General features: G+C 45.3%; 16 protein-coding genes. 7 read left to right on the forward strand and 9 right to left on the reverse strand.

What is annotated here, in order from left to right; translation table 11 throughout:
- Positions 1–65 precede the first annotated feature (65 nt).
- The gene (locus ALT761_RS00975) at positions 66–782 is read right to left on the reverse strand and encodes a DUF1499 domain-containing protein (RefSeq protein ID WP_129735736.1); all 717 of its coding nucleotides are present in this window, start codon (positions 780–782) and stop codon (positions 66–68) included.
- A 227-nt stretch (positions 783–1,009) separates the two neighbouring features.
- Here ALT761_RS00975 and ALT761_RS00980 point away from each other — a divergent pair, with 227 nt between their 5' ends.
- The 6 genes from ALT761_RS00980 to ALT761_RS01005 all read left to right on the forward strand — a co-directional run bounded on the left by ALT761_RS00980 (position 1,010) and on the right by ALT761_RS01005 (position 9,808).
- Positions 1,010–1,681, forward strand: coding sequence for a DNA-J related domain-containing protein (locus ALT761_RS00980; protein ID WP_129735737.1), 672 nt, complete (start codon positions 1,010–1,012; stop codon positions 1,679–1,681).
- 427 nt (positions 1,682–2,108) lie between these two features.
- Positions 2,109–3,251, forward strand: coding sequence for an efflux RND transporter periplasmic adaptor subunit (locus tag ALT761_RS00985; RefSeq protein WP_129735738.1), 1,143 nt, complete (start codon positions 2,109–2,111; stop codon positions 3,249–3,251).
- Between the two features lie 17 nt (positions 3,252–3,268).
- Positions 3,269–6,367, forward strand: a complete 3,099-nt coding sequence (locus tag ALT761_RS00990) for an efflux RND transporter permease subunit (protein ID WP_129735739.1) — start codon at positions 3,269–3,271, stop codon at positions 6,365–6,367.
- 21 nt (positions 6,368–6,388) lie between these two features.
- Complete coding sequence (locus ALT761_RS00995) at positions 6,389–6,889, forward strand: alpha/beta fold hydrolase (protein WP_129735740.1); 501 nt, start codon at positions 6,389–6,391, stop codon at positions 6,887–6,889.
- A gap of 112 nt (positions 6,890–7,001) precedes the next feature.
- Positions 7,002–8,843 carry a bifunctional acetyl-CoA hydrolase/transferase family protein/GNAT family N-acetyltransferase gene (locus tag ALT761_RS01000; RefSeq protein ID WP_013786040.1) on the forward strand — a complete coding sequence of 614 codons (1,842 nt, stop codon included), beginning with the start codon at positions 7,002–7,004 and terminating at the stop codon, positions 8,841–8,843.
- Positions 8,840–9,808, forward strand: a complete 969-nt coding sequence (locus ALT761_RS01005; RefSeq protein ID WP_129735741.1) for a histone deacetylase family protein — start codon at positions 8,840–8,842, stop codon at positions 9,806–9,808. The genes ALT761_RS01000 and ALT761_RS01005 overlap by 4 nt, the downstream gene beginning before the upstream one ends.
- Here ALT761_RS01005 and ALT761_RS01010 read toward each other — a convergent pair.
- The 8 genes from ALT761_RS01010 to ALT761_RS01045 all read right to left on the reverse strand — a co-directional run bounded on the left by ALT761_RS01010 (position 9,805) and on the right by ALT761_RS01045 (position 20,113).
- Positions 9,805–10,338: a DUF6436 domain-containing protein gene (locus ALT761_RS01010; protein WP_129735742.1), complete on the reverse strand. Its 534-nt coding sequence runs from the start codon at positions 10,336–10,338 to the stop codon at positions 9,805–9,807. The genes ALT761_RS01005 and ALT761_RS01010 overlap by 4 nt on opposite strands.
- Complete coding sequence (locus ALT761_RS01015; RefSeq protein ID WP_129735743.1) at positions 10,338–11,819, reverse strand: methyl-accepting chemotaxis protein; 1,482 nt, start codon at positions 11,817–11,819, stop codon at positions 10,338–10,340. Before ALT761_RS01015 ends, ALT761_RS01010 begins: the two co-directional genes overlap by 1 nt.
- A gap of 163 nt (positions 11,820–11,982) precedes the next feature.
- Complete coding sequence (locus ALT761_RS01020) at positions 11,983–12,972, reverse strand: zinc transporter ZntB (protein ID WP_129735744.1); 990 nt, start codon at positions 12,970–12,972, stop codon at positions 11,983–11,985.
- Between the two features lie 102 nt (positions 12,973–13,074).
- A complete protein-coding gene (locus ALT761_RS01025) occupies positions 13,075–14,457 on the reverse strand; it encodes a DUF3300 domain-containing protein (RefSeq protein WP_129735745.1) in 1,383 nt (460 codons plus the stop codon).
- Positions 14,458–14,620: 163 nt separating this feature from the next.
- Entirely contained in the window at positions 14,621–15,235 is a 615-nt protein-coding gene (gene ribA, locus ALT761_RS01030; RefSeq protein ID WP_013786034.1) for a GTP cyclohydrolase II, read from the reverse strand.
- 154 nt (positions 15,236–15,389) lie between these two features.
- On the reverse strand, positions 15,390–18,251 hold the full coding sequence (locus ALT761_RS01035; RefSeq protein WP_232043513.1) for a putative bifunctional diguanylate cyclase/phosphodiesterase: 2,862 nt from the start codon (positions 18,249–18,251) through the stop codon (positions 15,390–15,392).
- A 102-nt stretch (positions 18,252–18,353) separates the two neighbouring features.
- On the reverse strand, positions 18,354–18,662 hold the full coding sequence (locus ALT761_RS01040; RefSeq protein WP_129735747.1) for a DUF3630 family protein: 309 nt from the start codon (positions 18,660–18,662) through the stop codon (positions 18,354–18,356).
- Positions 18,650–20,113, reverse strand: coding sequence for a protein adenylyltransferase SelO (locus ALT761_RS01045; protein ID WP_129735748.1), 1,464 nt, complete (start codon positions 20,111–20,113; stop codon positions 18,650–18,652). Before ALT761_RS01045 ends, ALT761_RS01040 begins: the two co-directional genes overlap by 13 nt.
- A 206-nt stretch (positions 20,114–20,319) precedes the next feature.
- Here ALT761_RS01045 and ALT761_RS01050 point away from each other — a divergent pair, with 206 nt between their 5' ends.
- Positions 20,320–20,988, forward strand: a complete 669-nt coding sequence (locus ALT761_RS01050; RefSeq protein ID WP_129735749.1) for a glutathione S-transferase family protein — start codon at positions 20,320–20,322, stop codon at positions 20,986–20,988.
- Positions 20,989–20,990: the final 2 nt, after the last annotated feature.

Below are 20,990 nucleotides of genomic sequence, written 5' to 3' on the forward strand. Positions count from 1 at the left end.
GAATGTGGCGTATAAAAAAGCTCAGGGAATACCTGAGCTTTTTTGTGTGCGGCTAACAGTAACTTTTAGTTTGCGTTTAGCTGGGCGCGAAGTGCAGTTAAAAAGGTGTCGATGCGTTCGGCGTTTTTACCTAAATCGCTTTTTCCAACCCGAGATTTACTGCGAATATCTACAAGGGTGTTATCGTCTTTTGCTTTTAGGCGAATAACCACATCATCTTTGAATCCAAACCACTGGGTGGTGTCAGTCGCTTCTAACGTATAGGGCAATGCGCCATCGGACACACGCTCCCAGCCTAATACGTCAATAGTTTGTTCACTAGCTGCAAAGACTTCATCAATGCTTTGCGCCAATAATTGGGTTCTAATTTCAGGGTAAGCATCGATTTGCTGACGTGTTACCTCACCACCCTCATAAGCAATAGGGTTAGGTGCATTTTCACGTAGCGGCGCAATGGCCACAAACGCCGGAGGGTTAGTCACATCGGTAGTAATATCGTGAATAGGCGGTACGGTACTGGCTTTGCCCATCATGCTAACCGGCATGGCGACGGCAATTAACGCGAGTACAGCGAAAACAAATGTACTGCCCCAGCTGACGCTTTTACGTTTTATTAGCACTTGTAGAATGATAAGTATAATGGCTGCGCCACCTACATATACGCCATAGCGCAGAGAGGTAAATGCAGTACCTAAATCAACGCCTGCGTACTGATATAGCGGGCCTGGTAATACCACCATCAAAAATCCGATAATGCTGGTCAGTGCAATGAGTGCTTTCAAGTTAGCTCCTAATTATTATTGTTGCTTTGAATAACATAACTTTAACAGCCATTTGGCTATTTTGGTTCAAATTTTCCACTAAATTTGTTGAGGAGGTGTTTGATATATTACAAAAATCATATAAAGCAGTGAAATTACAAAGGTGTCAGAAGCCCGAGTGGATTTTACATAAGGGAAATTGAGAATCCTCTGCTATGCTATAAGCTGATAAAAACATGAGGTTTACCATGGGAAGTTCCCAAGAGATACCTTCTTTTAACGCGACTAATGCGCAAAAAGTCGAGTTGTTGCTAGATATACTTTCTACCCAAAAAGCAGAGTTTGAAGAAGGGATGACAGAGTATGCGCTAATTTCCCAACTTAAGTCGCCACCCTATCAGCTGTTCAATGACAATGCGCTGCGCGATTCCCTCGCTTTGTTCAATACTCACTTCATCCTGTTTCATGCCCTGTATTTACTAAGAAATCTTTGGCGAGATACCTCGGTGGGGGAGCTAGATATTCATACCACACGTATAGTACTACGGCCCTTGAAAGCAAGTAGCCAATGCGACTGTGGAACTAACGCCACTACATTAGATAAAAGCGACCCGCTTGCAGACTACTACCTGAATTGGCAAAACTTGGTCAGCACTGGGGAGGCTGATGTAGAGGCCTTATTGAATGGCTTTTGGCAGCGAATGATGGGGGCTGAGCCCGCTTTTGATTCAAAAGAAAGTATTGTGCAATGCCACGCTTTACTTAACTTAGACGAGTCTGTGCCAATCACGCTACCGACGCTTAAAAGGCACTACAAAAAGCAGTTGGCAACAGTACACCCAGACAAAGGAGGCAGCCACGAGGCGGCGCAAAATGTTATTTCGGCTTACCAAACTTTATTGCGATATTACGGGCTTTAATGCTCAAAGTTGAATGAAAAGCGAGTTTTTCATTCTTAGGCTACCGCTATAGTATGAAAATACTGCAACTGACCGATAAGATCTGCATCTTTAACTCCCTTTACTTTTAATCTTTAGTATAAGCGCACACAATGTAAAGATTGTGTCAGATATGTCATGAATAGGGTGCCCCATTATTCATACTAGCTGATGAGTAACCCTTTCGTCACAGTCATTTGCTACTTTGCTGAGTTACTGCAATGTCGCGCTGTATTGGAAGCGTATGATCTCATTAGTCCAGTTGATGTGATCGGGCTGACTAATGCCAAGGTATTTATAACTCGGCGCATGGAAGCTACCTAAATTATTACAGGTTCAAAATTTAAGTTTATGGGTTAAACGTTCTCGTTTGCCGGTAATCGTCAGTTTTTAAATTCGAGAAATTATTATGAAACGCGTTTTTTATGTCATCACTACCCTAGCTTTGTTGGTAGGTGCGATTGGGTGTTCGTCTGAGTCTGAACAGGCGGGCGCAGGGCAGCAAGCTATGCCGCCACAGTCCGTGTCGGTGCTTACTATTGCACGCCAATCAGTAACCCATGAAATGATTCTGCCAGGAAGGGTTACGCCGTCTCGTCAGTCTCAGGTACGCCCCCAGGTTGATGGGGTGATTACAGAGCGTTTATTTGAAGAAGGTGCACAGGTTGAAAAAGGCCAGCAACTCTATCAAATTGATGATGCGCGTTATCGTGCCCAATTAAACAGCACCATTGCTGACGTTAAAAGTGCAGAAGCGAATTTAAAAACCTTAGAAGCCAAAGCTCGCCGCTACGATGACCTAATTAAACAAAATGCGATTAGTCGCCAAGAATACGATGATGTTATTGCGCAGAAAGAACAAGCGCAAGCAGCGATTAGTGTTGCTCAAGCGGCGGTAGATTTAGCGCGAGTGAACTTAGGCTATACCAAGGTGTATGCGCCAATTAGTGGCCGTATCAGTCGCTCGTTTGTAACTGAAGGTACGCTAGCGACCACAAACCAAACGCAGCAACTTGCCACTATTACCCAGTTAAACCCTATCTTCATCGATATGCAGGAGTCGGGTCGGGCCATACTGACTCTTCGCCAAGCCATGCAAGAACAGGGCTCTATGCCTGTGGAATTAACTGTGGACGAGGCGACGGGTAAGAAATACGAACATACGGGTAGCGTGAAGTTTTCAGAAGTTACCGTGGATGAAAGTACCGGCTCAGTCGCCCTTCGCGCCGAAATGCCAAATCCAGACGGGTTGTTGTTACCAGGCTTATTCGTGAAAGGCCACGTTATTACAGGTACAGAACAGGCTCTACTCGTACCTCAGCGCGCTACTATGCGTCAGCAAGACGGTTCATTGTCAGTCTATGTGGTGAACAGTAACGACGAGGTAGAAGCGCGTGCACTGAAAACTAGCGACATCTACAAAGACCAATATATTGCCACCTCGGGTATCAAAGAGGGTGACAGACTTATTGTTTCTGGTTACCAAAAAGTGAAACCTGGCAGTAAAGTAAACACCAGCGAGTGGCAGTCATCGTCACGCGGCTCACGTTAAGATAGGATTAGTTTACTATGGCTCGCTTTTTTATCGACAGACCCGTCTTTGCGTGGGTACTTGCAATTATTACGATGATGGCAGGTGTACTTGCCATTTATACCCTGCCAATTGAACAATACCCTAAAGTTGCGCCGCCCACGGTGACGATTACTGCAACTTACCCTGGCGCCTCAGCAGAAACTGTTGAGAACTCGGTCACGCAGGTGGTTGAGCAAAACTTATCAGGCATCGATAACTTACGTTATTTTTCTGCCAGTAGCTCTAACAGCAGCATGTCTATTAGCCTTACTTTTGAGCCAGGCACCGACCCAGATATTGCGCAGGTTCAAACCCAAAATAAAGTGCAAGCTGCACTGCCATTGCTGCCGACACAGGTGCAGCAACAAGGCGTGACGGTTGCGAAATCTAACTCGGCGTTTTCATTAGCCATTGGCTTTTATGACGAAACGGGGCAAATGAGCCAGTACGACTTAAGTGACTTATTGGTGTCTCAATTTCGCGATTCGGTATCCCGTGTTAACGGCGTGGGAAGTGTGCGGGTGTTTGGTGCCCAGCGTTCGATGCGAATTTGGTTAGACCCAGACAAACTGTACAGTTACAACTTAACGCCAGTAGATGTACAAGCCGCTGTAGAAGTGCAAAACACCGATGTATCTGCGGGGCAACTCGGAGGCTTACCTGCCATTCAAGGCCAGCAAATTAACGCCACTATTCAAGCTCAGTCACGTTTACAAACTGTAGATGATTTTGAAAGCATTGTGCTGCGGGTAAATACCGATGGTTCTCAGGTTCGAGTCCGCGATGTGGCGCGGGTTGAACTCGGTGCGCAAAGCTACGACGTTATCGTTCGTTACGATCGTCACCCTGCCTCAGGTATGGCTATTAGCTTAGCTTCCGGTGCGAACGCGCTTGATACTATCAATGCGGTAAAACAGCGTGTTGAAGAGCTACGAGTCAACCTCCCAGACAGCGTTAAAGTGGTTTATCCGGTTGATGCGTCGCCCTTTATTGAATTGTCGATTGAATCAGTGGTACACACGCTGATTGAAGCAGTGGTATTAGTGTTCTTCGTCATGCTGCTATTTTTGCAGAACTGGCGCGCTACCCTTATTCCTACTATTGCGGTTCCGGTGGTATTGCTAGGTACCTTTGCAGTACTACTGGCATTTGGTTACAGCATTAACGTACTAACGATGTTTGCCATGGTGCTAGCCATTGGTTTGCTTGTTGATGACGCTATTGTCGTGGTTGAAAACGTTGAACGTATTATGGAAGAAGAGGGCTTACCGCCCGCTGAAGCGACTAAAAAATCCATGACACAAATTACTGGTGCGCTAGTAGGTATTGCCGCAGTGTTATCCACGGTATTTATTCCTATGGCCTTTTTTAGTGGGTCTGCTGGGGCTATTTATCGCCAGTTCTCAATTACTATCGTGTCTGCCATGGGCTTTTCGGTTTTGGTAGCAATTATACTGTCACCTTCATTATGTGCCACGCTACTGAAACAACACGATCCTGAACATGACAAAGACAAAGGCTTCTTTGGTTGGTTTAACCGCACATTCAACAAAGGCCGCGACCGCTATCAGCGCACCACTACCCACATGGCGAAACGTGCTAAGCGTTACTTCGCGGTATACGGTATTTTAGTGGCAGGAATGGCGTATATTTTCGCCCAATTACCTGGTGCATTCTTACCCGATGAAGACCAAGGCCGCCTAATGGTGCTAATAAGTACGCCTCCTGGCGCAACCGCTGGGCGTACCTTAGAGTCGGTTAAAAAGGCAGAAGACTTTTTCTTAGACCAAGAGCAGGGTGCAGTTAACGGCTTGTTTACGGTGGTCGGTTTTAGTTTTGCAGGCCAAGCACAGAACGCAGGTATGGGTTTTGTAAACTTGAATGACTGGAGCGAGCGCGATGATAGCGATTCAGCCTTTGCATTAGTGGGTCGCGCCTTTGGGGCGTTTAGTCAAATTGAAGATGCTTCGGCATTCCCAATAGTGCCGCCGCCTATTATGGAATTAGGTAACGCCACAGGGTTTGATATGCAGCTTGTGGATCGCGGAAGTAATGGTCACGAAGCCTTAATGAATGCCCGTAATCAGTTACTCGGCATGGCTGCACAAAACCCTAAACTTGCTGGAGTTCGCCCGAACGGTTTAAGCGACGTACCTCAGTTCAAGGTGAATATAGACAGCGAAAAAGCATCGGCGCTGGGATTAAACCTAAGCGAAATTAACAGTGCACTGCAAATTGCCTGGGGCTCAAGTTACGTAAATGACTTTATTGATAAAGGCCGTATTAAACGGGTTTATATGCAGGCGGATGCAAAGTATCGCATGTCGCCCGACGATTTAGACAAGTGGTTTGTGCGTAACGCAGACGGCGACATGGTGGCCTTTAGTACCTTCGCTTCTACACAATGGGTGTATGGTTCGCCAAAACTAGAGCGTTTTAACGGTATTTCATCGGTTAACATCCAAGGTAGCCCCGCTGAAGGTATTTCATCTGGTGAGGCTATGGCAGAAATGGAGAAACTGGTTGCTCAATTGCCTGATGGTTATGCCATTGAATGGTCCGGCCTATCTTTTGAAGAACAACAAGCTGGTTCGCAAGCGCCTATGCTGTATGCTATTTCTATTCTCATCGTATTTTTATGTCTAGCGGCATTGTATGAGAGTTGGTCTGTCCCATTTGCGGTTATGCTGGTGGTGCCTTTGGGTATATTGGGGTCGGTGACGGCAGCGTTTTTATTCAATTTACCAAACGATGTTTACCTACAAGTTGCGTTTTTGACCACGGTGGGTCTGGCGGCGAAAAATGCCATTCTTATTGTTGAGTTCGCAAAAGAGCAATACGAAGAAGGCGTAGATTTAATGACGGCAGTATCAAACGCAGCTTCTCAGCGTTTTCGCCCAATATTAATGACATCTATGGCCTTTATACTCGGTGTAACACCGCTGGCAATGGCTAGCGGTGCAGGTTCAGCAAGCCAAAACGCGATAGGTATTGCGGTGATGGGGGGCATGTTTGCTGCCACCTTCTTAGCTATTTTCTTCGTACCTATGTTTTACGTTATGGTTGAAAAGCTGTTTCATAAACAAGATAAATAACTTAGACGTTGAGGTTTTACGATGACAACTGTCATTTTTTCTCATGGAAAAGAAAGCGGCCCTTGGGGCAGTAAGATCACTACATTGTCTAACGTAGCTAGCGATGTTGGCTTTAATGTTATTAGTGTGGATTACCAAGATTTACCTTCGCCAGAAGATCGCATCACCCGATTGGTTGATACGGTAGAAGAGCAAGGCGACGAAGTTATACTGGTAGGATCTAGTATGGGCGGTTACGTGTCTTTGGTGGCCGCTGAGCGTGTGTCTGCACGGGGTTTATTTTTGCTAGCGCCGGCGCTATATATGCCAAACTACGAAGTGCAAGAATATAACTACACTGGCAAAACCAGTGTAATCCACGGCTGGAATGATGATGTCATACCTGTCAGCCACAGTATTGATTATGCGAAGTTGCGTAATTCTCAGTTGTTACTGTTAGAAGACGGTCACAGACTGTCAAACAGCATGTTTGCGATATCACCTTTCTTTCGCAATTGGCTGCATCCGTTCACACTGAACTAACGGAAACTTTACTGCTGTAACGTTTTTCCTGTTGTCTTACCAGCTTGGTAACGCACAACGGGAAAAATGTGTCATTATAGAGGTACAGATTAGCGGGAATAAGGCCGAGGGTATGGCAATAGGTTTACCGTCTGAACCAGATTGGAAAGCGCTGATAAAGTCGGGCTGTCGATTATTTGTGGGTGGCAATGCATCAGTACCTTACGCACTGATTCAGCACCTAATCGATAATAGCGATGGCTTTAGCGATATTGAATTAGTACACATGCTTGCACTTGGCGATACACGCTGGGTCAATGATGAATATAAAAATCTATTTAAAGCCAATACCTTCTTTATTGGTGGTCAAGCGATGCGGCAAGCCGTTGATGAAGGCCGAGCCGATTACACCCCCGTCTTTCTCTCTGAAATTTCAAGTTTGTTTAGTGATGGCACGCTTTCTTTAGACGCCGCACTGGTAAATGTAAGTCCTCCTGATGAATTCGGCTATTGCTCCTTAGGTGCGGCGGTTGATATTGCTATGTCGGCAGTGCGTCAAAGTAAATATGTGATTGCACAAATTAACCCGCAAGTTCCCCGAACGGCTGGTCATTCCTATATTCACGTCAGTGAAATTACCGCCTGTATTGAAGCGAATGAACCCTTAGTTGAAGTGATGCCGCCACCTATTGATAGCGTGGCCGAACGTATTGGGCAGTACGTTTCCATGTTGGTTGATGATGGGGCTACCTTACAGTTCGGTATTGGTAAAATTCCAAGTGCCACCCTTAAATACCTGTGCCATCACAAAGATTTAGGTATTCACAGCGAAATGCTGACAGACAGTATTATTGAGCTGTTAGCATCAGGTGCGGTTACCAATAAGAAAAAAACCTTCCACCCAGGCAAGGTAGTGACCAGTTTCGCTATTGGTACCCGTAAGCTCTACGATTTAATCGATAACAACCCGCATATTGAATTTTACCCTAGCAGTTATGTGAATAAACCCACCAATGTTGCCAAAAACGATAACATGGTGGCAATTAATAGTGCGTTGGAAGTCGATTTAACGGGGCAGGTAGTTGCCGACTCGCTAGGATATGATTTTTATAGTGGTATTGGGGGGCAGGTCGATTTTGTAACAGGCGCCTCTATTAGCAAAGGGGGGAAAGCCATTATTGCGCTGCCATCAACGGCAAAAAATGAGACCATATCTCGCATTACGCCACGGCTTGCTGAAGGGGCTGGCGTAGTAACCTCGCGGGGGAACGTGCAATATGTTGTTACCGAGTACGGTATTGCCTCGCTTAAAGGTAAAAGTATTCGTGAGCGCGCGCTTGAGCTTATTCGGGTGGCGCATCCTAAATTCAGATCTCAGCTATTGGAAGAAGTTAGGCAGCATTATTGGGTACCGCATTACCAAGAAAAGTACCCAACAGATATCCCCGAGCTAGGCGCTATTCAGCTTAAACGGCTGAATATTCAAGGCGAAAAATTTTATATGCGCCCGCTGAATCCCGCTGATGAACGCCGCTTACAAGAGTTCTTTTATTCTCACACCAAAGAAACGCTGCGATTGCGCTACAACTACGACCCAAAACAAATGTCGAGAGAGAAGTCGTGTAACTTAGTGAGTGTAGATCAAACCTCTGACGTAGCCTTGTGTATAGTACGCCAAGAAGGGTCTCGAATTACCATTCACGCAGTAGGTCGATTTTATTACAACGCCAGCAATAACTCCTGTGAAGTGGCGTTTGTTACCCGAGAAACGCAGCAGGGTAAAGGTATGGCAAGCCGCTTGTTGAACGAGCTTATTCGTATAGCGAAAGCCCGTGAGATTAACCAAATGGTGGCCTATGTCAGGGGAGAGAACACCCCCATGATCACTATCTTTGAACAAATGCAGTTTAAGCGGCTTTTTACCGGTGACCCCAGTGACGTTGAATTAGTATTAAACGTGAGTGAGTTACCATGACCATTCGAATTTACCGCACTAAACATGGCGTTAAACATGATTTAGGCCCAGAGCATCCTGAGTCGCCAGACAGGCTATACGCAATAGACGATCAGCTATTAGCGTCAGGTTTAGAAATGGTGTGTGAGCACGCCGATGCAAAGCCCATCGCTGAGGCTTACCTTACTTTGGCGCATAGCCCAGAGTACGTGCAAAGTGTATTTGCTCGCGCGCAACACCTGTCCGAAGCCACGAAAGCGCACCCCGATGCAAATCATAGCGATAGCAACCCCGTTACTTGGTTAGATGACGATACTGGCATGATGGAGTACACCTTGCCCGCCGCTTTGGAATCGGCCGGAGCGGGTTGTAACGCAGTAGATTGGGCCATGCAGGGCGAAGATAGACAGGCATTTTGTTTGGCTCGCCCCCCTGGTCATCACGCTACCTACGATGGCTCAATGGGTTTTTGCCTGTTTAATAATGTGGCCATTGCTGCACGCTATGCATTACAAAACTATCAACTCTCTCGCGTGGCTATCATCGATTTTGATGTGCATCACGGTAATGGCACTGAAAATATTATCGCAGGAGATCAGCGCATCATGATGTGCTCTAGCTTTCAGCATCCGTTTTACCCTCATAGCGGTGCGCCTGTGTCAGCGAGTAATATTTTATCTGTGCCTATTGAAGCGGGCTCCACCGGCGAGGTGTTTCGAGAAAAAGTATCCCATTGGTTTAACGCGCTAGAGAACTTTCAACCCGAGCTTATATTTATATCGGCTGGGTTTGATGGTCATGCTGAAGATCCTATGGCGCACCTTCGCCTTACCGAAGATGATTATTTTTGGGTGAGCCAGCGTATCAGGCGTGTTGCTGATAGTTGCTGTAATGGCCGTGTTGTGAGTACGCTTGAAGGAGGATACGATTTAAGCGCACTTGGGCGCAGTGTAGTGGCACATTTGAAAGGGCTATCTCACCCCTAACGGTGCGGGCTGCAAAAACACCCATCGGCTTCGGTTTTTACTACGGCATTGATGTAAGACGAACTTGATGCATACCCGCTAATTTCATCCACTAAATTTTTACCGGTGAAACAACCGTACCCTGTAGCGTAAGGCCCTAAATAGCGAAGGTTATACTGGGTGTCTACAACAATAAGGGTAGGTACCGAAGGCAATATAGAGGCGAGTTCTGGCACATCTTCAATGTCTAGTCTTAAGCCGCTGTAGCCTAATTGACTTAGTTTGTTGATCAGCTGAGTTTGATGAGAATCGGTAAGGGTGTCGCAATAACACTTCTCCTGCGTACCCACATGAACAATACTGCCAGCAGGCACATCATAGTTTTTAAGCAGAGATATCAACGAAGCGTCAAAGGTGACGCTTGTTGATTGATGCAGTAAGGTGCCTTTAGGGTCGAACTCAGAAATTTGACGCTGGCTATAAAACAAAACAGCACTTAGTAAACTAATTGCCCATACGAGCAACAGCGTCCAACTTCCCTTTTTCGACATTACAGCTTAAAGCGACCTATAGCAGAGCGCATTTGTTGTGAAATTTGTGACAAAATTTCTACTTCTGCTGACAACGATTCCGCCGTAGCGAGCTCTTCAGAAGTCAGTTCACTTAACCGAGCTGTACTTTCTGCGATGGAAGCCGATGCGGTTTCTTGCTCAACGGCAGAGGTCGCAATTTCAGTCATGCTTTCACTGGCAAACTGAATTTGCGTGGTGATTTCAGACATTGCTTGGGTAGCAGTATCAGCCGACAGTACAGCTTCATCAACAAGCTGAATACAGGTTTGCATTTGGTCTACCGAACTTGCCGTTTGGCTTACTAATTGCTCGGTTACCGAGGTAATTTGATCAGCACTTTCTTTTGAACGAATGGCCAAGGTACGCACTTCATCAGCAACCACAGCAAACCCTCTACCGTGCTCACCAGCACGCGCCGACTCGATGGCCGCATTTAGCGCCAGTAAGTTAGTCTGCTCTGCCACTGAAGTAATGGCACGCATAGCTTCTGAAATGTGCGAACATTGCTCGTTAAGTGCAGTGTTAGTTTTAGCGGCATTATTTAACGTACTACGCAGCGAATCAATGGTTCGACCGGTGGTTACAATAGTGTCGCGCGTTGAACCTGAAGAGGCCTCTGCCGCAGACGCTTTGTCGCTAGCACGGGTGGTTTGTTCGGCAGACATTTGCATAGTTTGCGCAATTTCTTCAGACGAAGCAGACACCATGGCAATTTCTTGATCGGTATTACGGCTAATTTCAAACATATTGCTAGCCGCCGTTTCCATTTTCTCACAGCCCTTTACGACCTCATTCATTAATGAAGCCGCTAACGCCACCAAGTCTCTTACTTGATCAATCAGTTCGCCAAAGGGACGGAGTATTTCGTTTTCTCGCTCAAAGGGTACAGATAAATCTATTTGCCCTTCAGATTTTTGCATATTTTCTATAGCGACACGTAATTCTGCGGCGCCCGCTCCTTCTTGATGGGCTTGTTTGGCCATGTACATTAGAAGGCCGCCTTCTACCAATGCAAAAGCGGCATGCATTAATAGTATAGGGAACGTTAAATCACCTTCTTGAAAGATGAATACCGGGGCTCCCTGAATAGCCAGAATATAGAAACTGATATGGTGTACCGCAACCACCGCAGTGGCTGTTGCAATCACCTTCCAGTCTCTAAAATAGGAAAGAAACGCCAGTGTCACGAATATTTCAAAGTGCATTTCAATAAGCCCGAAGGTTTGATGAATATGCAAGGCGGTAAGTAATTGTATACCTATTGCAACAGCATGCTTACTTACTACAGCATGGGGCTGTTGAAGGCTGAAATATAAAGGCACAACAGCAATAGGAATGCCAAGTACAACGGCAGTGATGATATCGCCAGTAACAAAGCCAATAACAAAAGAAATGACTAATTGGATCAGTATTACAACTCGAAAGATCTTGTGTCCTTCTAGTATCCAAGGGTACCGCATGTTGTTCTCCACTGAAGCGTTTTGCCTAAGTGTAGGCAAGAAATGCAAAGAGCGCTATTTTGAACAATCATACGAATTAAAAAAATTAAAATATATTAGCCTTTGTGCTAATGCGTTGAATATTAATTATTTTTAATGGTATTAAAGGTTAGATAAACACTAGCTAAAGCCATCGCCTCCACAGCATCGCCACCAACATAAAGATGCTTAATGCTCCCATACCTAGCATTAAGTAAATAAAAGCATTAGCAGACTCAGTGCCTGGTAATCCGCCAACGTTCATACCAAACACACCCGTTAAAAAAGATAAGGGCAAGAAAATAGCCGTTACCATAGACAAAACATACATTCGCACGCCTTGTTGCTCCGCTATGCGGTTTCGCAACTCGTCTTGAAGTACGATTGCTCTTTCCCGCAATAAGTCCATGTCTTCTACATAACGGCTCATGCGGTCGGTTTGCTCACGTAGTTCAAAACTCTGATTTTGGGACAATGCATCGGGCAAACGAAACAGGGCATCTAATGCATCGCGTTGTGGCGCAAGGTAGCGTCTGATTGAGGCGGCTTGGCGTCTTACGATAGATAAATTTTGTCTATCTTCTTTTCGAAGTTGTTCGCTGGTTTCAAACCCTACTAAGCTCTCGTCCATTTCATCAACGGTGTCTAAAATGGTATCAGCGACTTTAGCAATCATGTTCAGAAAGAGGGCCGGTGGGCTAATTGGCACCTGTTCTGATGCTATTTCATCTCGAAGGTTTTGGATGGAGGTTAATCGCCTGTTTTTACGACGAGCACTAATAATAATATCTTTGTTATACCAAGTACGTAGCGACACCATATCTTCTGGGTCGGCATCGGGATTTTTATTAATGCCTCGCAAATACACCAAGGTACCCTGATGCAGGCTCATGGCTCTAGGCCTTGTTTCTAAAGCAAGTAAGCTGTCTATAACCGTTTGGTGTAAGCCACTAAATTGTAATAAGGTGCCAGCGTCTTCAGCATCTGACTGTACGTGTAACCACAGGTAATCATCACTAGCCGAACATTGTGCTAAGGCGTCGGGAATGGCTTTCGCTTCAATGGTTTTAACTTCACCATTGGGAGATAGTAAGTAAGCCCATAATAGGGCTTGAGGAGGTGAGGCTGCGTGCATTTGAAACCAAAACCATCAAAAAAGTTGCCTCATACTACGCAGAGATAAAGCCGCTTGCCATCTAAAAAACGCGCTTAGGTGAAACTAAGCGCGTTTAATATTCTATCTTTCACGGTTTTGGGTTCGTTTCACTTTCGGCGTGGAGCGCTGTTGCGACATCGCCGAACGGTTAGACGAAGAACGATTACTTCTAACATCTGTTTTAGCGCGTTTTACATGCGTAGAAGCGCGCTGCTGATACTTCTGCCCTGATACCCGATTACTGTCTCTTTTTACGGTTTTAGTTGTGGTTACCGTACGCGTTGTGGTGCGACTTTTAGGTTCCACATGCTGACGTGGGTTTTTAACGCTGCGAGGTGCAGTAACCTGCCTGTTATTGCTGTTCACATTCCGTGCAGTGTGTTCTTTGATACGGTTCTTTTTAACCTGGCGCTCCTTAAGCTGGCTTTCGCGCAACTTATTTGACGACTTATTGTTAGGTGATTGGGCATGCAGCGGTGATTGCTGACGCACAATATTTCTATTCACTGTTTTGGTATGACTTACCTTATTGTGACTCACCTTAGTAACGGCTCGCTCGTTGCTTCTTACTTTCACTGAACGAGTGGCGCTATATCGTTTCGGTGCACTATGCACTACGCGGTTAGAATAACGGGCTCTGCGATGGTCAGCATTATGCTGCCAGCGTTGATACCCTTTACTATAAACACGTTTATTCGGCGTCCCTCTGTAATAGTGGCGCACAGGTTCTCTGTGGATCACTACATGGCGGTTGCTCCAACGAATACCGCCAAAGTAGAAGAAGCTTGAAAGCCTAACTTGCGGTGCCCAGAAAAAATTCCCGCGATGGCGGTAGCTAACCCTATGATGCCAGTGTACAGGCGCTATCGCATGTGACCAAAGCCCGAACACAACAAGCGGGTCGTAATATGGCACGTAAACCACATCTCTATGGCGAGGGGCGATAACAATCACGCTGCGTTCTTGTTCTATCTCCCGTTCTACTTCAAGGTAATCATTCGATTGTAAGTTACCCGTGTTGAGGGCGTGTTGGCGAAGCAACTGTACTCTATCAAGTACACGGGCTTCGCTAATTAGCACGTTATCACCAAGTTGCTGTAACCAGTTTAGATCTTCGGCCATGGTGTGCAGAATATCGGTAAATGCAGCCAAGGCTTTTACACTTGGATCCCATGTAACCGGGTCTAGCGCTTGCTCTACTTGTTCAGGGGTAAGGTGCAAATTGCTTTGACGCCACCTGTCTGCAGCCACAACGTCAAGAGGGTAGGTGGCCGCAATCATAATATGAGTAAGTAAGGTGTCGGGGTAAAGTGCAATAGGCGCAAGTAAGCTATCTAGCTCAGCATCTGAATACTGGTAGTTATCTACCTTGGTTTCTGGCTCAACCGATGCTGAAGCCAGCATGGGGAATGAGGTAGATAGGGTTCCCATGGCTACGAGTAAAGCTAAAGTCAGTTTTTTCATACGTTCTCCTTACATTACTCTGCATGGAAATGCTTAAACTAAGCACTTTTTACAGGCAATGTCACAAAGTCTGTATGTGTTATAACGCTTCTGGTATTAACGTAACCTGAACCAACCTGAATTAATGTTATTCAGGTTGGAATAGATTGAAGGGAAAAATGACTTACTTAAAAGAGTGGGGGTCGAATGCATGACCAAGTTTTTCAGTCTTGGTTTTGATGTAGTTCTTATTGTCTTTTGTAATACCATGATCAATAGGCTTGCGTGCCACTACATCAATGCCTAACGATTTTAACGCCGCTAACTTCTTGGGGTTGTTGGTCATCAACTCAACGCGCTGTACACCCAAGGTATCAAGCATTAGCTTACAAATATCATAGCTACGCAAGTCGGCATCAAAACCTAAATGTTCATTGGCTTCAACCGTATCCATGCCGCTATCTTGTAAATTATAAGCGCGAATTTTATTCAGCAACCCAATACCACGACCTTCTTGACGAAGGTAAAGCAACACGCCAAAGCCATTTTCGGCAATGTTCTGCATGGCTTTTTCTAACTGAAAACCACAGTCGCAACGGGTGCTGAAAAGGGCATCTCCCGTTAGGCACTCAGAATGAATGCGGATGGGCACTACATCGTTTTCTTTCCATTCACCATAGGAAAGCGCCACGTGCTCCTGTCCACTGGTTTCAACGAAACCATGGATTTTAAAATTACCATGACGAGTAGGTAATTTTGCGGAACTGACATATTCGTATTTAGGTTGTTTGCTGCTCATGTTACTTCTACACCTGGATCATAAGCGTTATGTGGGGGTGTTCTTGCCTTTTACAAGGGCTTGAGACAGGTACAGCTCCCCATTCATTAATTCGCGAATGTTACAATATACCCCTTTTAAAGTGTAGCAATACCATAGCCTAATCGGTTTTAGGTTATAACGGTTTGAAGTCGTCAAGCAACGCGGGCTCGGCTACACCGTAACCTTGGGCGAAATCAATGCCCATATTGCCTAGCTGTGTCATAGTGGCATCAGACTCTACGAACTCACCTACAGTCTGCATTCCTAGGGCTTTCGCAACCTCTTTAATGGAAGACACCATAGCGACATCTACAGGATCTGCTCGCATGTCTTTAATGAAGGTACCGTCAATTTTGACAATATCTACAGGTAGGTGTTTTAGATAACCATATGACGCAAACCCTCTGCCAAAATCGTCTAACGCAAATGAACAGCCTAAACGATGGAAAGTACGCATGAAGTCGATGGTGTACTCCATTTTGATAATAGCGACAGACTCAATCATCTCGAAGCAAATTTTATCGTAAGGAATGTTGTAACGTTCAAACGCGTTTAACACGAAGAGTTTGAAGTCTCTGTCGGCTAATGAATGGCAGTTTAAATTAATACTACAGCGCTTTAATTCAGCCAAATGCTCAGGATGCTCATTTAGCCAATTAAAGGTATTAACAATAACCCACTTATCTATTTTGACGTTCATCTCGAAGCGTTCAGCGGTAGGCAGAAATGCGGCGGGCTCTACAATACGACCATCGGTTTCTTTCATACGCAGAAGCACTTCATAATAATAGCCGTCATTGGGTCGACTTAATGGTCTAAGCGGCTGGTAGTAAAGTAGGAATCTGTCTTCTGATAACGCCGATTGAATGCTGTTTACCCAATCAAGCTCATTTTGGTAGCGCAGCATGCTTTCATCGTCTTTGCTGTACTTATGAATTTGATTACGACCCTGCTCTTTAGCGTAATAACACGCGGCATCTGCCATGCAGATATATTGCTCTGCACTGGCGTCGGGGTCGGTGCACACTACCATACCAATGCTAACCCCCAAGCTAAATATGCGGTTTTCCCATGAAAAGCGGTAATCCTGAACGGCATTTAATATTGCGGTTGCCTGTAAGTAAGCTTGTTCTTCTGGCTGGTTTTCAAAAATAACACCAAATTCATCGCCGCTTATCCGCGCCAGCATTGCCTCATTAGGAAGTGATTTTTCTAGCAAGTGAGCAATATCTTTAATAAGGGCATCGCCTGCCTTATGACCAGAGGTGTCGTTAACAATTTTAAAGCGATCTAAATCGAGATACAGCACGCACGGTGGAATGGGCGACTTTTCGCTTAGCCTAGCGGTCAGAGTAGTTTCAAACTGACGCCTATTATAAACCCCTGTTAGCGAGTCGTGTGTTGCCATAAATTGTAGGCTAGAGTCTGACTGCTTTTTCTCGGTAACGTCGATAATAGAGCCATATAAAAAGCTACCACTGTCATTTTCACGTACCTGACAAGATATAGAAAACCAAAATGCACTACCGTTGGCGCGCATTCCTTTAATTTCACGCGCCGCTACCTGCCCGCTATGAAGTAGCTCTCCTACCAGTACGTCGCGGTCTTCTGAGTTGGCGTAAAACTGCTTAGTGTTTTTTACTTCTGCTAGCATTTTCGCTTCATCGGTATAGCCAAACAGGGCGCACATGGCAGGGTTAACTGTTTTTAATTCCCCGTCTAGGGTAGAGGTGTATAGGCCTTCACTGGAATTTCTAAACAAATCGTAAAAGTGATGAAGGCTGCTGATCGTGGCTTCACTTTCAGACAATTGTAACCGGCTCACGTTCTGCTCTTTTAATTCAACAGCAAACCCGATGCAAAGAAGAGCTAAGGTCAGTAGGGTTAGAATAATCATGACAATGGGCGCGGTGTAAAAGGCATTGTCGAAGGCGATTTTTACGAATACAGCATAAAGCATGAATACGAACACCCAAGCGAAGGCGAACAATCGGCTTGATGCAAGATTTTGTTTATCCTTAAAAATAAACGCTAAGCCAATATGATAAGCAGCAATAAACGGGCTGGCGGCAAAAAGGATGCGGGTCGCATCGTATGCGCTTGTCATCACCGCTGCGATAGCCATAGCAATAGGGAGTGCAAAGGTAAGTATTCTTAGCACTAATGGAATAGGGGAAAATAAACTGTGAGTCACTTTTGCGAGCGTCACAAAGCTAAGGCTAATGAGTGCGGCAAAGGTTATTTCGCTCGCGTTCGTTAAAGAGGGCCATGTCGCAAGCCCGCCTTGCGCCATAAAAAACAGTGCAAATAAGACAAAATTTGTTGCCGCCAACCAGAATCGGGCCGGGGTGCGCTGATATAAATAAGATAGCAGGAAGTAGCCGGTTAATACCGTGAGCATTCCTAGCACGATGCCAAGTAGAATAAGCAAGGTTTCATCGTATTGTTGAATCGCCTGTTTTTCCCATAGCGAGATTGGGAAATAGCGAAGACCATCGTCATATACGCCAATAACCAGCCGAACATTCTCTTGTGGCGTCAGTGAAAAGCTTAAGCGGATGGCAGAGAAAGGTTTCTTTAGTGAAAAATCCCCTTTACCCGCTTGGTAACGATAAGACTTAATGATTCGAGCATTGCCATCAAGCAAATAAATTTGAAGGTCGTTAATATTAAGCCTATCTATATTTAGCACTAGGGGAATAGTGCTAAATCCCTCGTTCCTCAATTCATTAGAAATCCAGAGTCGACTATTATGTCTATCAAGCGGAATACTGCTGGTTAAGGGGCTAGAAGGGTGGAGTACATCTAGGTACGTCATGGATTTGTGCGCGACAAAATACGAACTGCTTTCGTTAATGGTGGCAACACGGAAAGATTGGTCAATGGTAAGCTCTGACGCAACAGCTGAATTTTGGATGGCGTCGCTTAACGCCCAAGTAGATAAGGTGATACAAGCAATGAAGAATGCCAACATTCCTTTTCTTTTGAATGGCATAGCTACCTTATTAACGTAAATTCTCAAAGATCAGTAAACTAATAGTAACGGAAGATCCTGATTTTGGGGAAAGAAATAATGAAAAGAATGATGAAAAGTCATTCACGTTTCATCAAATAGATAGTCGTACAGGTCCTGCGCATTTTCATTACTTCCTATTGGCTCAAGCCAAATGGCTTCGCAAAGCCATTCGATAAATAACATACAGCTGAAGCTGCCGTTACTTAACGTGACTTGATAGCGGTCGGCTCCCCACTCTTGATTTGTCGCCGTTAAATCAAAAAGCGTACAGAAGGTTTGCTCCCATTGCTGAGTTTTTAACGGTGTACTGGGAAGTGGGGTATCGATAAACAAAGCTTGGCCGTCTATTTTCGACAAGGCTTTGAGGTTTTGAATGGTTAACTGCTGCATGACAAACTCGTGTGTGTTGATGATGAAGGTGGCTTTGAAAATGCATGCGTATCCCATCTAGCATCAAATGGTGTGCTAGTAGCTTCTAACAAAGATTCAGAGAGTGAGAAGTCACCCTTTTCTGCTAATTCAATCGCCTGTTGAAGTAAATGAGTACGAGGAATGACCGCAGGGTTTAGCGACAAGAGCTCAGTTTCTTCTTCTTTTGCTAAACGCAGTTCACGGTAGCTTTCCCACCATGCATCTGCTTTTTCTTGGTCAACAAGTGTTACGTGATTGAAACGGTTTTCCTGACTAACGAAGATATCGTTAAAAGGACACTGAGCCTTGCTTATATCTGCCAACGCCAACTGACGGAAGCAATACGTATAATCTTGATTCTCGGTCTCAAGTATTTGTAGCCAAGACTGCATTAGCGCAAGGCTTTGCTCTTGCTCATTAGTTTCAAGGCCCATACGAGAGAGCATCACGTGTTGATATTGGGAAATGAACGTTGGCTCGAAGGTAGATAAAGCGGCTTTTATTTCATCAACAGAGCAATGACCTGAAAAGGCATGGGCAAGGGCATTTAAGTTCCAAAGGGCAATACCCGGCTGTTGATTAAAGGCATAGCGGCCCTGATGGTCAGAGTGATTAAAGACCGCGCCAGGCTCGTAATTATCCAAAAAGGCAAACGGCCCATAATCAAAGGTAATGCCATGAATAGACATATTATCTGTGTTCATTACGCCATGCACAAAACCGTGGCTTTGCCACAACGCGACTAATCTAGCAGTACGCGTTACTACTGCGCCCAGTAAAGCAGCATAAGGATTTGTTGCCGCTTTGCATTCGGCAAAATGATGCTCAATGGTGAAGTCGAGTAACCGCTGTAATTTATCCTTTTGACTGGCATAAAAATAATATTCAAAGTGACCGAAGCGTATATGACTAGGGGCAGTTCTTATCATCATGGCACCGGTTTCAGGGCGCTCTCGGTACACGGTATCTGCACTGGTAAAAAGGCACAGCGAACGGCTAGAGGGTATACCTAAATAATGCAGTGCCTCAGCGCCAATATACTCCCTTAGTGTAGAACGCAGTACGGCTCGACCATCAGCGTGCCTAGAGTAGGGGGTAGGGCCGGCGCCTTTTAAATGAAGATCGTGGGGCTGCGCGTTTGAATCGATAACTTCTGCTAAAAGCAATCCACGGCCATCGCCTAATTCAGGGTTCCATTGACCAAACTGGTGGCCACCGTATTTTTGTGCAAATGCCTGTTGTGTAAGGGGCGTAACAGGAGAGTATAACCAATCAAGCATGTTTTGAGGCTGCAGTAAGGGGGCGGGAAGTGCAAGCTCGTTGGCTAGCGTGGTGTTAAACAAGCCTACTCGCATGTCTTTAAGCGGTTCTGGAAGTACAAAGCTACCCAGTTCCGATAGGGTTTCTGCATAGCGATTTAATAAACCCATTAGTTAGTTGTTTCCCGATGGCGTGTCACAGTCTATAGGGCGGAAAGTAGCAAAATGTGAAGGCTAATAAAAGCGCCATTTACATCAGTGAGACACAGTGCAACTTATCACAGATTAAAATTAAACTTCCCTTCTACAAAGCGTGTATAAAAGAGGCAAGCCAGCAATAATAAAAAACGGCCTTCTTTGGGCCTAAAGGAAGCATTATGCTCACGCTACATCACTTAAATAATTCTCGGTCTCAACGTATTTTATGGTTATTGGAAGAACTAGGCGTTGATTACAATATTGAACACTATCAGCGAGATAGCACTACTAATCTTGCACCAGAGTCGTTACGTGCAGTCCATCCATTAGGCCGATCGCCTGTACTGACTACTCCAGAGGGAGTCATTGCTGAGTCCGGTGCTATCGTTGAGTATTTAGTACGCAGACATGGGCAAACCAGTTTTACCTCTCCAGAGAGTGGTGAAAACCTGCAGCAATATTTATTTTGGTTACACTTTGCCGAAGGCTCGCTAATGCCGCCCTTAGTAGCCAGGTTAGTGCTGGAGAAAGCCCGTGAAAAAGGGTCTAAGCCTTTCTTTATCAAACCCATTACGAACAAGTTGATTGATGGAATTTTAAATGCCTATTATGGGCCCAATTTGGCCCAAAGCTTGCGCTATGTAGAGTCTTACCTTGCCCATCACACGTGGTTTGCCGGCGAACAACCCACCGCCGCAGATGTACAAATGATATTTCCACTGGAGTCATTGGTGGCAAGTGGGAATGCCAAAGATTTTCCTGCCATTCGGGAATACGTGAAACGGGTACATGCAAGGCCTGCGTATAAGCAAGCGCTAGAAAAAGGTGGCGAGTACGCGTACGCCTAATA

It is taken from the genome of Alteromonas sp. 76-1, from assembly GCF_900654235.1.
GTDB classification, from domain to species: domain Bacteria; phylum Pseudomonadota; class Gammaproteobacteria; order Enterobacterales; family Alteromonadaceae; genus Alteromonas; species Alteromonas naphthalenivorans.

Bases quoted from the DNA above. Each gene is read 5' to 3' on its own strand.
- ribA (WP_013786034.1), bottom strand. From the start codon at position 15,235: ATGAGCAGCAAACAACCTAAATACGAATATGTCAGTTCCGCAAAATTA.
- ALT761_RS00990 (WP_129735739.1), top strand. From the start codon at position 3,269: ATGGCTCGCTTTTTTATCGACAGACCCGTCTTTGCGTGGGTACTTGCA.
- ALT761_RS01015 (WP_129735743.1), bottom strand. From the start codon at position 11,819: ATGCGGTACCCTTGGATACTAGAAGGACACAAGATCTTTCGAGTTGTA.
- ALT761_RS01010 (WP_129735742.1), bottom strand. From the start codon at position 10,338: ATGTCGAAAAAGGGAAGTTGGACGCTGTTGCTCGTATGGGCAATTAGT.
- ALT761_RS01020 (WP_129735744.1), bottom strand. From the start codon at position 12,972: ATGCACGCAGCCTCACCTCCTCAAGCCCTATTATGGGCTTACTTACTA.
- ALT761_RS01050 (WP_129735749.1), top strand. From the start codon at position 20,320: ATGCTCACGCTACATCACTTAAATAATTCTCGGTCTCAACGTATTTTA.
- ALT761_RS01005 (WP_129735741.1), top strand. From the start codon at position 8,840: ATGACCATTCGAATTTACCGCACTAAACATGGCGTTAAACATGATTTA.
- ALT761_RS01040 (WP_129735747.1), bottom strand. From the start codon at position 18,662: ATGCAGCAGTTAACCATTCAAAACCTCAAAGCCTTGTCGAAAATAGAC.
- ALT761_RS01025 (WP_129735745.1), bottom strand. From the start codon at position 14,457: ATGAAAAAACTGACTTTAGCTTTACTCGTAGCCATGGGAACCCTATCT.
- ALT761_RS01035 (WP_232043513.1), bottom strand. From the start codon at position 18,251: ATGCCATTCAAAAGAAAAGGAATGTTGGCATTCTTCATTGCTTGTATC.
- ALT761_RS00995 (WP_129735740.1), top strand. From the start codon at position 6,389: ATGACAACTGTCATTTTTTCTCATGGAAAAGAAAGCGGCCCTTGGGGC.
- ALT761_RS00980 (WP_129735737.1), top strand. From the start codon at position 1,010: ATGGGAAGTTCCCAAGAGATACCTTCTTTTAACGCGACTAATGCGCAA.
- ALT761_RS01000 (WP_013786040.1), top strand. From the start codon at position 7,002: ATGGCAATAGGTTTACCGTCTGAACCAGATTGGAAAGCGCTGATAAAG.
- ALT761_RS01045 (WP_129735748.1), bottom strand. From the start codon at position 20,113: ATGGGTTTATTAAATCGCTATGCAGAAACCCTATCGGAACTGGGTAGC.
- ALT761_RS00985 (WP_129735738.1), top strand. From the start codon at position 2,109: ATGAAACGCGTTTTTTATGTCATCACTACCCTAGCTTTGTTGGTAGGT.